Origin of the sequence: Robertmurraya siralis, assembly GCF_005502275.1 — a bacterium.
GTDB lineage: Bacteria > Bacillota > Bacilli > Bacillales > Cytobacillaceae > Robertmurraya > Robertmurraya siralis.
Genome location: NZ_SWLZ01000001.1, coordinates 322,456 through 335,816 on the forward strand (window position 1 = coordinate 322,456; position 13,361 = coordinate 335,816).

General features: G+C 36.9%; 10 protein-coding genes and 1 pseudogene. 7 read left to right on the forward strand and 4 right to left on the reverse strand.

Translation table 11 applies throughout. The annotated features are described in order from the left end of the window. Positions 1-176 precede the first annotated feature (176 nt). The gene (locus FCJ93_RS01510; protein WP_095313481.1) at positions 177-1,301 is read left to right on the forward strand and encodes an N-acetyldiaminopimelate deacetylase; all 1,125 of its coding nucleotides are present in this window, start codon (positions 177-179) and stop codon (positions 1,299-1,301) included. A gap of 56 nt (positions 1,302-1,357) precedes the next feature. On the opposite strand, the pseudogene FCJ93_RS25335 reads toward FCJ93_RS01510, so the two are convergent. Continuing rightward, positions 1,358-1,691: pseudogene (locus FCJ93_RS25335) on the reverse strand (transposase); the annotation flags it as partial. A gap of 247 nt (positions 1,692-1,938) precedes the next feature. Here FCJ93_RS25335 and FCJ93_RS01525 point away from each other — a divergent pair. From FCJ93_RS01525 to FCJ93_RS01535, 3 genes are all read left to right on the forward strand, one after another. Continuing rightward, positions 1,939-3,693 (forward strand): ABC transporter ATP-binding protein, encoded by a 1,755-nt coding sequence (locus FCJ93_RS01525; RefSeq protein WP_137742785.1) that lies wholly within the window; start codon positions 1,939-1,941, stop codon positions 3,691-3,693. 11 nt (positions 3,694-3,704) lie between these two features. Then, positions 3,705-5,531: an ABC transporter ATP-binding protein gene (locus FCJ93_RS01530; RefSeq protein ID WP_137742786.1), complete on the forward strand. Its 1,827-nt coding sequence runs from the start codon at positions 3,705-3,707 to the stop codon at positions 5,529-5,531. Positions 5,532-5,699: 168 nt separating this feature from the next. After that, positions 5,700-6,368 carry a potassium channel family protein gene (locus tag FCJ93_RS01535; RefSeq protein WP_095313472.1) on the forward strand — a complete coding sequence of 223 codons (669 nt, stop codon included), beginning with the start codon at positions 5,700-5,702 and terminating at the stop codon, positions 6,366-6,368. A gap of 221 nt (positions 6,369-6,589) precedes the next feature. Here FCJ93_RS01535 and rnjA read toward each other — a convergent pair whose 3' ends face one another. From rnjA to def, 3 genes are all read right to left on the reverse strand, one after another. Then, the gene (gene rnjA, locus FCJ93_RS01540) at positions 6,590-8,257 is read right to left on the reverse strand and encodes a ribonuclease J1 (RefSeq protein ID WP_137742787.1); all 1,668 of its coding nucleotides are present in this window, start codon (positions 8,255-8,257) and stop codon (positions 6,590-6,592) included. A gap of 3 nt (positions 8,258-8,260) precedes the next feature. Continuing rightward, entirely contained in the window at positions 8,261-8,473 is a 213-nt protein-coding gene (locus tag FCJ93_RS01545; RefSeq protein ID WP_095313466.1) for a DNA-dependent RNA polymerase subunit epsilon, read from the reverse strand. Between the two features lie 674 nt (positions 8,474-9,147). Beyond that, positions 9,148-9,702 carry a peptide deformylase gene (gene def, locus FCJ93_RS01550; RefSeq protein ID WP_137742788.1) on the reverse strand — a complete coding sequence of 185 codons (555 nt, stop codon included), beginning with the start codon at positions 9,700-9,702 and terminating at the stop codon, positions 9,148-9,150. 313 nt (positions 9,703-10,015) lie between these two features. Between def and FCJ93_RS01555 the strand changes: the two genes are divergently transcribed. The 3 genes from FCJ93_RS01555 (at position 10,016) to FCJ93_RS01565 (ending at position 13,300) form a co-directional block, all read left to right on the forward strand. Beyond that, positions 10,016-10,693, forward strand: coding sequence for a YkyA family protein (locus FCJ93_RS01555; protein ID WP_137742789.1), 678 nt, complete (start codon positions 10,016-10,018; stop codon positions 10,691-10,693). 510 nt (positions 10,694-11,203) lie between these two features. Then, the gene (pdhA, locus tag FCJ93_RS01560; protein ID WP_095313459.1) at positions 11,204-12,319 is read left to right on the forward strand and encodes a pyruvate dehydrogenase (acetyl-transferring) E1 component subunit alpha; all 1,116 of its coding nucleotides are present in this window, start codon (positions 11,204-11,206) and stop codon (positions 12,317-12,319) included. 3 nt (positions 12,320-12,322) lie between these two features. Then, complete coding sequence (locus tag FCJ93_RS01565; protein ID WP_095313457.1) at positions 12,323-13,300, forward strand: alpha-ketoacid dehydrogenase subunit beta; 978 nt, start codon at positions 12,323-12,325, stop codon at positions 13,298-13,300. The last annotated feature ends 61 nt before the right edge of the window (positions 13,301-13,361 follow it).

Sequence of the window (13,361 nt, forward strand, 5' to 3'; positions counted from 1 at the left end):
TTTTTTATCCGCACTTTTTTTAAAGAAAAATGAAATTGCTTGTACGGGTGTATGATTGCTGATTTCAATAGATTTTTTGTGCTGGCGAGAGCACGAGGAAGGCACTCAAAGAACATGCGCAGGAACGATTTTTTGAGGCTGCTTTTTGCTTTTTTAGTAAAAGGAGAGAGGTCATAATGTCTTTTGTTCAAATTAGAAGAGATTTACATAAAATCCCTGAATTAGGCTTCCAGGAATACAAAACACAATCGTATTTGCTGAACTATTTAAAATCGCTTCCGCAGAAACGAATGCGAATAGAAACATGGAAAACTGGTATATTTGTAAGGATTGAGGGCCTCAATCCTCGGAAAACGATTGGCTATAGAGCGGATATGGATGGTTTACCAATTGTTGAAGAAACAGGGCTTCCTTTTCTTTCAGAGCATCCAGAAAAAATGCACGCTTGTGGACATGATTTTCATATGAGCATTGCTTTGGGGCTTATCACTCATTTCCTCAATGAGCCAATTGATGATAATCTTTTATTTATTTTTCAGCCTGCTGAAGAAGGGCCTGGTGGAGCAGAGCCGATGCTCCAATCAGAAATTATGAATGACTGGAAGCCGGACATGATTTTAGCTCTTCATATCGCTCCTGAATATCCAGTTGGCTCAATTGCTGTTAAGGAAGGTCTTTTATTTGCCAATACATCTGAGCTCTTTATTGATTTAACAGGTAAGGGAGGGCATGCGGCATACCCACACCAAACGAATGATATGGTAGTTGCTGCTTGTTCTTTAGTTACTCAGTTACAAACTATTGTTGCAAGAAATGTTAATCCTTTAGACAGTGCGGTCATAACAATTGGAAAGATAAGCGGTGGCACTGTCCAAAATATTATCGCCGAAAAAGCTCGTGTAGAGGGAACGATTCGTACTCTTTCCGTGGAATCGATGGAAAAAGTTAAAAAGCGAATATTATCGATTGTGAGAGGTATCGAAGTTGGCTATGAATGTGAAGCCAAGATTGACTTTGGAAGCAGCTATTATCAGGTATATAATGAAGGGAAGTTAACGAGAGAGTTCATGGAATATGTTCGTAACGACACAAATGTTGAAGTTATTGAATGTGAAAAAGCAATGACTGGAGAAGATTTCGGCTATATGCTGAAAGAAATTCCAGGATTCATGTTTTGGCTTGGGGCGGATTCACGGTACGGTTTGCACCATTCAAAATTGAATCCGAAGGAAGATGCAATTGATGTGGCTATTTCGATGCTTTCAAAATATATTCATTATAAAGGGACTAAAAGTGAATAATGAACTAAAAAAAGAACTAGGTAAACTGAGGTGACCCCAAAAGTTAGAGTTTTAATTCAAGCAGCTAATTGGTTGGTATGGGTACGGTATTGAACCGGACTCATGCCTGCCAATTTTTGCTTTATACGCTTGTTATTTACTCTTCAATTCTCTTTTTTAATTCCTCAAAAGCGCACAGTGATTCTCCATAATACATTTCTTGTTTCAATGAGCCGAAAAAGTTCTCCATGGGCGAATTATCTAAACAGTTTCCTTTTCGCGACATACTCTGGAACACTTTGTTTTTTTTAGCGTGTTTACCCATTTATTATGTTGATAATGCCACCCTTGATCAGAATGTATAGTAGTTCTAAACTTTGAATCTCTTACAATTTCTAGTGCTTTCTCGAGAGGAAATTCATCCTTTGCATATTTTAACTACTCCGAAGGTGACGTACCCCGTCTTTGTTTAGTCATTTGCAAGAAATTTAAAAAAAGATACATAATTCAAAAAAACAGTAGCAAATTATTTCGATTTCCGTTATATTTGTAAATACGTTCATATTTTTCTTATGAATAAAATCCATTTTTTAACATTCTAAATAAATAATAGAGAAATTAGTCTGTATAAATGGATAGCAGATGGGGGGAATGAGCAATGGAAACTTTTAAGAAATTAAAAGAATTTTATTGGCCATTTAAAAGCTATTTTATATGGTCGGTTGTATTTATGTTACTGATAACTGGAATTACGGTTGTTTATCCAATCATCCTTCAGGTCACCATTGATGAAGTGGTCCTCGGTGGGAAAAACAATTGGATTCCTTACTTAGCATTAGGTTTCATTGCCATAATGATTGTAAAAGGTATAGGTACTTACATACATCAATATACAGGAGATTTATTTGGAATTACTTCTGTCTATAAATTAAGAAATTCTTTATATGAGAAGCTGCAATACTTACCTTTTCGCTATTATGATAATGCGAAAACAGGGGATTTGATGTCTAGATTGACAGCGGATGTGGAAGGATTTCGATTTTTTCTTTCATTTGGGTTCTCTGAACTGCTGCGATTAATCATCCTTGTTATGTCAACCTTTGCAGTGATGTTCTATTATTCTCCTGCATTGACAATTGTCACGTTAATAACATTGCCTTTTTTAGCAGTTGTCGTCTATAAATTTGAGAAGTCAGTTCATCCGGCATTTCGAGCAATTCGCAAGTCGTTTGGAAAGCTGAATACAAATGTTCAGGAGAATATTAGCGGAATTAATACAGTAAAATCTTTATCCCGTGAAGACTATGTCATTGATAAATTTAATTCTTCAAATGGCGATTACAAGGATAAATATCTTTTTACTTCGGCGATATGGGCAAAATATTTTCCGTTAATGGAGTATTTAGGGAATTTGAGTGTGGTTCTCCTCCTTTCTTTTGGAGGTTATTTAGTTATCAATGGAAGTCTTCGCCCAGGGGAGCTAGTTGCATTTTACAGTTTAGTTGGTTATATTATGTGGCCAATTATGAATTTAGGTTTTGTTATTAATCTTTTTTCACAATCAAAAGCCTCTGGTGAAAGATTATTGGAAATTTTAGAAGCAGAAAATGAAATTACTGAAAAAGAGAAGCCATATTATTCTGAAAAGCTTAGTGGGGATGTTCGATTTAAGGATGTGACCCTTCGCTATGGGGAAGAGGACAAAGATGCATTGTTTGATATCTCTTTCCATGCCCATCCAGGAAAAGTAGTAGGTTTAATTGGTTCTACCGGTTCCGGGAAAACAAGTTTAACCCAGCTGATGACAAGGTTTTACGAACCTCATAAGGGTCAAATTTTTATTGATGGCGTTGATGTGCAGGAGTACTCGTTGCAATCCATTAGAAGCAATATTGGTTTTGTATTGCAGGAATCGTTTTTGTTTTCTTCGTCCATCAAGGCAAATATATCTTATGGAAGACCCGATGCAACAATGGATGAAATTATTGATGCAGCAAAAAGGGCCCAGGCTCATGATTTTATTATGGAACTTCCAGATGGCTATGATACGATGCTAGGTGAAAGAGGAATGGGGCTTTCTGGAGGTCAGAAACAAAGAATCGCGATTGCCCGTTCCATCTGTGTGGATCCAAGCATACTCATACTTGATGATGCAACAAGCGCAGTCGATATGGAGACAGAGTTTAAAATACAAAAGGCATTGAAAGAGGTTATGAGGGGAAGAACAACCTTTATTATTGCTCATCGTATTTCCTCGCTCAAACATGCAGATGAAATCCTCGTTCTTGAAAAGGGCACAATAGTTGAGCGCGGAACGCATGAACAGTTACTGAAGAATAAAGGCCCATATCAACGGATATATGATATTCAATACCAAGATAAAGACAAAATTTTGAAAAAACAAATGGGTTAGGGGGGAGAGAAATGAAGAATGAAAAACGCATGATGAATGAAAATGTGCTGAAGAGGTTTCATTATTCTACTGAACAAGTCATTGAAAAACCATTTAACTGGAAGCAAATGCTCAGGCTCTTCAGCTATATGAAGCCTTATCGAAAAACTTTGCTGCCCTTAGCAATTTTAATGGTCTTAATCACGACAGCTGTTCGCCTGATTATTCCAATTCTTATCGGGGTTTACGTGCTCGATAAGGCGATTGTTGATAAGGATACGGGCTTACTTACGATATTAATTGCTGCAATTGCTGGGTTGTATACTTTATCGTATGTGGCAAATTTTTTAAGAATCAGATGGATGAATCAGCTAGGTCAAAGTGTGATCTATGATTTAAGAAAGCATCTTTTTACACATGTTCAAAATCTCTCCCATCGTTTTTTTGATCAGCGGTCTGCAGGTTCGATTCTCGTTAGAATTATGAATGATATTAATTCACTGCAAGAATTATTTACAAATGGTGTTATTAACTTATTAATGGATATTATCCTGCTTATAGGGATATTTGCTATATTGTTTAGCTTAAGCCCAGAATTAACATTGGCGGTCATGGTTATTTTGCCGATAATGTTCTTTATCTCGACCAGTCTTAGAAGAAATATTCGCCGTTCTTGGCAAACAGTGAGACTCTTTCAATCAAAGTTAAATTCGCATCTAAATGAAAGCATTCAGGGCATTCGAGTTACACAGGCTTTTACTCAAGAAAAGGAGAATATGAGTTTCTTTGATGGAGTCAATACAGAGACCTTTGAAAGCTGGCGTGTCGCATCGCAAAAAAATGCGATGTTTAGACCATTGGTGGAGCTTACGAATGCGGTAGGAACAGCGGTGTTAATATGGTTTGGTGCTTCCTTAATCCAAAATGAAACGATGACAATTGGGATCTTTGTCTCTTTCGCTTTTTATTTAGGTATGTTTTGGGAACCAATCTCAAGACTTGGCCAGGTATACAATCAATTACTAATGGGGATGGCCTCGTCTGAACGTATTTTTGAATTTTTGGATGAAAAACCGATTGTTTCCGAAAAGAAAGAAGCACTCCACTTGGAGGAAGTAAAAGGGCATATCGAGTTCAAAGATGTTGTTTTTTCTTATGATGAAAAAAGAACTGCCTTAAAAGGCGTTAATCTGGAAATGAAAGCAGGTCAAACAGTGGCTTTGGTTGGTCATACTGGTTCCGGGAAAACGACGATTGCCAATTTAATCAGCCGTTTTTATGATCCAACGAGTGGCGAGATTTTATTAGATGGGCATAATTTAAAAGATATTTCATTAAAGGATTTACGCCAGCGAATAAGTGTTGTCCTTCAAGAAACATTTATCTTTTCTGGGACGATTGCTGATAATATTCGCTTTGGTAATCCTTTCGCTACGGATGAAGAAGTTCAAAAAGCAGCGGAGGCGATAGGAGCACATTCATTTATTGAAAACTTGCCAAACGGTTATCAAACTGAAGTGGAAGAAAGAGGTAATATCCTTTCGGTTGGTCAACGGCAGCTTATATCATTCGCTCGAGCTTTACTTGCAGATCCACGCATCATCATTTTGGACGAAGCTACGGCAAGTATTGATACGGAAACAGAAATCAAAATCCAAACAGCATTGAAGACGTTGTTGGAAGGAAGAACAGCAGTTATTATCGCACATCGACTTTCTACAATTCGTGAAGCAGATAACATCATTGTTCTTGATCATGGAGAAATTATTGAACAGGGCAATCATGAAGAGCTAATGAATTTGCAGGGCGAATATTATCAACTGATAAAAGCCCAATTTAATATGCTTAATGCGGTATAAATGACAGCACTACCTTCATGGTGGTGCTTTTTTTTAGAAAGTGATCTAAAGCTTGAAATCGAATGAATCTCAGTTTAATTTGGTACATGTCCTTTTTTAAATAATATGCTAAAATGAGGACATACTTTTTGGCTGTTTTGAAATTTGAAAAGCATCTGCTTCGGAGGAATGAAAGTGAAAAAGGAATTTGCAGTTATAGGGTTAGGTCGTTTTGGTGGCAGCATTGTTCGTGAATTAGCTGAAGAAGGCATGGAGGTAATGGCAATTGACACAAAAGAGGACCGGGTTAATGAATTTTCTATGATTGCTTCCCACGCTGTAATGGGTGATACTACAGATGAGTCTGTTTTAAAGGGGTTAGGGATTCGAAATTTTGATCACGTTATCGTAGCAATCGGTGATAATATTCAAGCAAGTATTTTGACGACTTTAATGTTAAAGGAACTTGGGGTTAAACATATAACTGTTAAAGCGCAAAATGATTATCATGAAAAAGTTTTATTAAAAATAGGAGCCGACACTGTAGTCCATCCTGAAAGGGATATGGGCAAAAGAATTGCTCATAAAATGGTTTCCAACAGCGTGTTAGACTACTTAGAGCTTTCTGATGAACATAGTATTGTTGAGATTGTTGCTGGTGGGGCGCTGATTGGGCACACGATATTAGAACTCGACATTCGCGCGAAATATGGAATAAACATAGTGGCTATTAAAAGAGGAAATGATATTAATGTTTCCCCTCAAGCGAACGAAGTTATTCTGCAAAACGACGTTTTAATTGTTATTGGTGCTGATTCAGATATCCATCGATTTCAGAAAAAAGTGATGAACGATTAAAGTAAAAAACCAAGCAGTTGACATTAAGTCGCATGCTTGGTTTTTAATGTTCTAGGAAATAATAGATTTCTTTTGTTGTGGTGAACGCTTTTAATGGGTGTATCAGCCGCCTACCGCCTTACAAACTTCACCCTCCCTTCGATAAGTTGACCTACGGTGCTAGCACCGTAGGTTTCCTATATCGTAAGATCAGGCCCTTTTATGATTGGACGGCGATGTTTCTATACTTCCATAATGATCGGTAAAATCATTGGTCGACGCTTTGTTTTTTCGTATAAAAATGGAGCGAGCGTATCCGTAATCTCATTTTTAATTTCTGACCATTGAGTCGTTTTCCTTTCCATTACTTTATTTAAGTGTTTGGAAATAAGACTTTGGGCATCGCTAATTAAATCACCAGACTCTCTCATATAGACAAAACCGCGTGAGATAATGTCTGGACCAGCTGCGATTTTGAAATCTTTCATATTGATGCTTATGACAACAACTACTAATCCTTCTTCTGAGAGAATACGGCGATCACGAAGAACGATATTTCCAATGTCACCTACGCCACTGCCATCAATATAGACATTGCCAGAAGGTATTTTGCCAGCGATCTGGGCAGCATCCTCACTAAGAGCAAGAACTTCTCCATTGTCCATAATAAAGCAGTTTTCTTCCTCTACTCCACAGTCAACAGCAAGTTTCATATGCATTCTTTGCATGCGGTACTCCCCATGAATCGGCATAAAAAACTTTGGTTTAATAAGGCGAAGCATCAGTTTTTGCTCTTCTTGACCACCATGTCCTGATGTATGAATATCACTTAGTTTTCCGTGAATAACGTCTGCTCCTGCACGGAAGAGCATATTAATCGTTCGACTAACACTTATTGTATTTCCTGGGATTGGAGAGGAGGAGAACACGACTGTATCCCCAGGAATAATTTGAATTTGCCGATGTGTACCATTGGCAATACGTGATAACGCAGCCATTGGTTCTCCTTGACTACCGGTACATAAAATCGTTACTTGATTTGCTGGAAGACGATTAATCGATTGGGCATCAATAAATGTATCTTTCGGTGCTCGAATATAGCCTAATTCTTGTCCGATATTGATCGCTGCTTCCATACTTCTGCCAAATACAGCAATTTTTCTTCCGTTTGCGACTGCGGCTTCTGTTACTTGTTGCAAGCGGTGAATATTTGAGGCGAAAGTTGCAAAAATAATGCGGCCATCGACCTTTCTAAAAATATCGTGTATATTATCGCCAACTCTTCGTTCAGACATGGTGAAATCAGGGACTTCACTGTTCGTACTGTCTGAGAGGAGGCATAGGACTCCTTCTTTGCCGATTTCAGCCATTTTGGTTAAATTGGCAGGTTCACCTACAGGGGTGAAATCAAATTTGAAGTCTCCTGTATGAACAATTTGTCCAGGAGGTGTTTTTACAACAATACCGTACGAATCAGGGATACTGTGAGTTGTTCGAAAGAACGTAACCGATGTCTTTCTAAATTTAATGATATCGTCCTCTTGAATTTCATAAAGTTTTGCTTGTCTTAATAGACCGTGCTCTTCTAATTTATTTCGAATAAGACCCAAAGCGAGCTTTCCGCCGTAAATGGGAATATTTATTTCTCTCAATAAATAAGGGATACCCCCAATGTGATCCTCGTGTCCGTGTGTGACGAATAGTCCTTTTATTTTATCGACATTTTTAACTAAGTAAGTGTAATCTGGGATGACATAGTCAATGCCAAGTAATTCATCTTCTGGAAATTTGATTCCAGCATCAATTAAAATAATTTCGTCTTGAAATTGAACACCGTACGTATTTTTACCTATTTCACCCAAGCCGCCTAAAGCAAAAACAGCGGTTTGATCATTTTTAACAAATTTCATAAATTATCCAATCTCCAATACTTTGTAATTTTCATTTTTCTGTTCATATTCTAAGAATGCTCCATCTACAGGGGTAATAAACTCAATATTGTACGGATACTCTGCCAATTTTGCACGTACCTCGCGTACAGAGTCCGCTTTTACAAAAAGGGTCTTTGTTTTCTCACGCACTGGAGCTTCTGTTTTTAATTCTTGATAATAAACTTTAAAAATCATCCTTTTTCTCTCCTTTGTTATAAAAAATTAAAAATATGTGATTCAATTTCATAAGCACCAGCTGTTTATAAAAACGAATTTTTATTAATGCTGTAGTACGGATCTAATATGTATAGATTTTCTAAAAAACCCGTTTTTAACCATTGTCATTATGAAATTGATTCATGTCATAGTGGGATTTAAATCAAATCTAAAGCAAGGGGAAATTTTTAATTATCTCCCAAGTATTTCCGATAGTAACTTTATCTATTATATATAAAATAGGAAGTAATTTCATTCATTTTCTTTTTGCAGTGATGCTTGTCCTTTTGTTGAGTTGCTTTTTTGAAGTATCGTTTTCCAATTTACTATAAAGAAGGAGCCCTTCGCAAGCATGAAGGGCTCATCATTAATTTACGCGATGGATTTTTTTCGAAGCAAATCTTTCCAATGTCGAACAAGCTTTTTCTTCAGCTTCTTTAACATTGTGGATCATCTCCTTACTTCCTATATTATACGATCCTTGTCCAAAGTAAAGATAAATCTCTCCTGTTATATATTTCTTATCTTTATTATATGAAGTAATAGTTATTTTTCTCATGGATAAACATGGTATTAACATATTTGTTAAAATTAAGCGATTTCGCCTTTATATAAAAAAAGCAAAGGAGCTTTGTAGAACTCCTTTGCTTTTTTTATCTTTCGATTGGTGTTGCATTTTCAATTGGTGCAAATGGATCGTCTTTGTTGATATGATCATAAAACATTATTCCATTAAGATGGTCAATCTCATGCTGAATACAAACAGCAGGTAAACCTTTCAGCCTCAGCTTAATCTCTTCACCTTCTAATGTCGTCGCTTTCACCGTTACTCTTGCATATCTTGGGACGTACCCTGGAATTGACTCATCCACGGAAAGGCAGCCTTCGCCGCTTGTAAGATAAGCTTTCTCCACAGAATGGCTGATAATCTTTGGATTAAATAAGGCATAGCTGTACAGATTTTCTTTTTCATCGGTTACATGGATTGCAATCATTCTTTTTGAAACATTGATTTGCGGTGCTGCTAGACCAATGCCAGGTCTTAAGTCTTTTTCTTTTGCAATTTCAGGATTTTGACTTGCGATTACATATTCCATTAGAGCTTTTAATGTATCTTTATCTTCCTTTGATGCTGGAAGCGGGACCTCTTTTGCAACGGAACGCAAAGTAGGGTGACCGTCTTTAATAATGTCTTCCATCGTAAGCATGTATTTCACTCCCACGTAATTCTCTCGTGCATTATTTTAACAGAATTTATAATGACCGTATAGTTGCAACAATTTACTAGTAAGGGACATAATTAATAATAGATTTGAATAGGATCTATTAATCGTATCAATTTTCGTTTTTTACAGGTGTCCAGCAAGCAATATATATGATATATCATGGTAATGAAGCTCATTTTTCATACACATCAATACCTTACTGAATGGTCATTGTTGTACGGTTTTTTTTATGTACTATTGTAAAAATATGCAACAAACTATATAGTAATAATTGTCATATGAAGGGGGTTACAAAGTGTCAATTTTCAATTGGAGGCATCCGTTTTTATTGCTTATTTTCATAACTATCATTGCTATGACGGGCTGTTTTAATCGAACCACTACTACGGATGAAATGTATGCTGTGTTAGAAAATGTCGTCGATTTAGAGCAAGACTTTGAAAAGCAGCAGCAGCCATTAGTAGAACTAGAGAAAGAAGAAAAGGAAATATACAGTGAGATTATCGGCTTAGGAATGAAGGAATTTGAGCAAATTGTATCACTTTCTGAAAAGGCCTTAACAATTGTTGATAAAAGGCAAGAGCATATGCAAAAAGAAGAAGAAAGCATCCAAGCATCGAAACAGGAGTTTGAAAAATTTGTTCCTTTAATCGAAAAGCTTGATGAAGGTGAATTAAAAACTAAAGCGAATGGGCTTTACGAAACAATGCAGAAACGATTTGCCACTCATGATACCCTTTTTGATAATTATATGAAGGGGATTGAATATGATAAAGAACTGTACCAAATGTTTCAGGAAGAAGGATTATCGATTGATGAGCTTGAAGAACAAATTACAAAAATAAACGATACGTATAAGCTCGTTCTCGATTCTAATGAAGAGTTCAACGAGTATACGAAACAATACAATGAGATTAAACTTGAATTTTACAAAGCTGCTGGAATAGAAATAAGTAAAGAGCAAGAAAGCTGAAGGAATCGAAAATTCGATTCCTTTCATTTTTGTTTTATAATTATTATTATATAATTTTCTTTATTATAACAGCGCTATCATTGTTTTATTTTTTATAGTACAGAAATTGTATATTAATGATACAGTTTGATAAATATTTAACACATTAAAAAACGTGAATAGATTAAAAAACTTGAAGCTTAGTAATTGACGTGGCTGATTTGATTAGTGTACACTAAAAACGAAGTTTGTAGTTGTATCAATTTATCTCTCTGAAATTATAGTACAGCTTTTGCCGACAACTGGTTTTAAAGGGAGCGTTTTATTTCAAACAGATTGAGGAAAACTATTCGTAATCATGTGTGTTTAAAGCGCTTTACCATTCTCAGATAAGTGTATTATTTCTAAGATGAGATAGATTTGGGTACTATAATATTGTTTTCTTTCCCATACATAGCTTGAAATGGAAGCAAACATGGGAACCAAAAATATTTGTACTTTAATATATTTTGTATGAAAGGGTGACTTTTAATGGCTTCTAAAACAAATAAAGCTAGTTTTGATGCAAAGAAGCAGCTTGAAAAGGTAGAAGAGCAGTTTGAAACATTTCAAATACTTAATGAAGAGGGAGAAGTCGTAAATGAAGCGGCTGTACCGAACTTAAGTGATGAACAACTACAGGAACTAATGAAACGCATGGTTTATACAAGAATACTTGACCAGCGTTCTATTTCATTAAATCGTCAAGGTCGTCTTGGTTTCTATGCACCAACTGCTGGACAAGAAGCTTCACAACTAGCATCGCAATTTGCGTTAGAAAAAGAAGACTTTATCCTTCCTGGTTACCGTGATGTTCCACAGCTTATCTGGCATGGTTTACCGTTATCTCAAGCCTTCCTATGGTCAAGAGGACATTTCAAAGGTGGAGATATTCCTGAAGGTGTTAACGTAATCTCTCCACAAATCATCATCGGGGCTCAATATGTGCAAGCTGCTGGAGTTGCGCTCGGAATGCAAAAACGTGGTCAAAAAGCGGTTGCCATTACGTATACAGGTGATGGTGGAACTTCTCAAGGTGATTTCTATGAAGGGATCAACTTTGCAGGTGCTTATAAATCTCCTGCCATTTTTATCATTCAGAACAATCAATTTGCGATTTCAACACCACGTGAAAAGCAAACTGCTGCTAAAACATTAGCACAAAAAGCAGTTGCCGCTGGTATTCCGGGAATTGTTGTTGATGGAATGGATCCACTGGCTGTTTACAGTGCAGTTAGAGAAGCTCGTGAGCGTGCTATTAATGGAGAAGGGCCAACATTAATTGAAACGATGACATACCGCTATGGTCCTCATACAATGGCTGGGGATGACCCAACACGTTACCGTACGTCTGATTTAGATAACGAATGGGAAAAGAAAGATCCACTTGTTCGTTTCCGCAAATATCTAGAGAAAAAAGGGATTTGGAACGAAGAGTTGGAAAATGAAACAATTGAACAAGCTAAAGAAGATATTAAAGTAGCGATTAAAGAAGCAGATAATACTCCGAAGCAAAAGGTAACGGATTTGATCTCAATTATGTATGAAGAGCTTCCGCATAACCTAGAGGAGCAATATGAAATATATAAAGAGAAGGAGTCGAAGTAAGCCATGGCGCAAATGACAATGATTCAAGCAATCACGGATGCGTTACGCACTGAATTAAAAAATGATCCGAATGTATTAGTGTTCGGAGAAGACGTAGGTGTAAACGGTGGGGTTTTCCGTGCAACTGAAGGACTCCAAGCAGAATTTGGGGAAGATCGTGTGTTTGATACACCATTAGCTGAATCTGGTATTGGTGGTTTAGCAGTTGGTCTAAGTTTACAAGGCTTCCGTCCTGTTCCAGAAATCCAATTCTTTGGATTCGTATATGAAGTAATGGATTCTATTTCCGGTCAATTAGCTCGTATGCGTTACCGTTCTGGTGGCCGTTATAATGCGCCGGTTACGATTCGTTCACCATTTGGTGGTGGAGTGCACACACCTGAAATGCATGCTGATAGCTTAGAAGGCTTAATGGCACAACAACCAGGTTTGAAAGTGGTTATCCCTTCCACACCTTATGATGCAAAGGGGTTATTAATTTCAGCTATTCGTGATAACGATCCAGTAATCTTTTTAGAGCATATGAAATTATACCGCTCCTTTAGACAAGAAGTACCAGAGGGAGAATATACAATTCCGCTTGGCAAGGCTGAAGTGAAGCGTGAAGGTACTGACCTTTCAATCATCACTTATGGTGCAATGGTTCATGAGTCAATTAAAGCAGCCGAAGAACTTGAAAAAGAAGGACATTCTGTTGAAGTTGTGGACTTACGTACAGTAGCTCCGCTTGATATTGACACAATTGTCGCTTCAGTTGAAAAAACAGGTCGTGCAATTGTTGTTCAAGAAGCACAAAAACAAGCTGGTATTGCAGCGCAAGTTGTTGCTGAAATTAACGATCGTGCAATCCTTAGTCTTGAAGCACCTGTTTTACGTGTTGCTGCACCGGATACAGTATTTGCGTTTCCACAAGCTGAATCTGTATGGCTTCCTAACGTTAAAGATATTATTGAAACAAGCAAAAAAGTACTTAATTTCTAAAAAAATTGAACGAATAGACCGTGTTTAAGGGAGATGGGTTGTCCATTACCCTTAAATTCGA

What these genes read in the sequence shown, in the direction of transcription:
- FCJ93_RS01510 (WP_095313481.1), top strand. Translation starts at nt 177, where the DNA reads ATGTCTTTTGTTCAAATTAGAAGAGATTTACATAAAATCCCTGAATTA.
- FCJ93_RS01525 (WP_137742785.1), top strand. Translation starts at nt 1,939, where the DNA reads ATGGAAACTTTTAAGAAATTAAAAGAATTTTATTGGCCATTTAAAAGC.
- FCJ93_RS01530 (WP_137742786.1), top strand. Translation starts at nt 3,705, where the DNA reads ATGAAGAATGAAAAACGCATGATGAATGAAAATGTGCTGAAGAGGTTT.
- FCJ93_RS01535 (WP_095313472.1), top strand. Translation starts at nt 5,700, where the DNA reads ATGAAAGTGAAAAAGGAATTTGCAGTTATAGGGTTAGGTCGTTTTGGT.
- rnjA (WP_137742787.1), bottom strand. Translation starts at nt 8,257, where the DNA reads ATGAAATTTGTTAAAAATGATCAAACCGCTGTTTTTGCTTTAGGCGGC.
- FCJ93_RS01545 (WP_095313466.1), bottom strand. Translation starts at nt 8,473, where the DNA reads ATGATTTTTAAAGTTTATTATCAAGAATTAAAAACAGAAGCTCCAGTG.
- def (WP_137742788.1), bottom strand. Translation starts at nt 9,702, where the DNA reads ATGCTTACGATGGAAGACATTATTAAAGACGGTCACCCTACTTTGCGT.
- pdhA (WP_095313459.1), top strand. Translation starts at nt 11,204, where the DNA reads ATGGCTTCTAAAACAAATAAAGCTAGTTTTGATGCAAAGAAGCAGCTT.
- FCJ93_RS01565 (WP_095313457.1), top strand. Translation starts at nt 12,323, where the DNA reads ATGGCGCAAATGACAATGATTCAAGCAATCACGGATGCGTTACGCACT.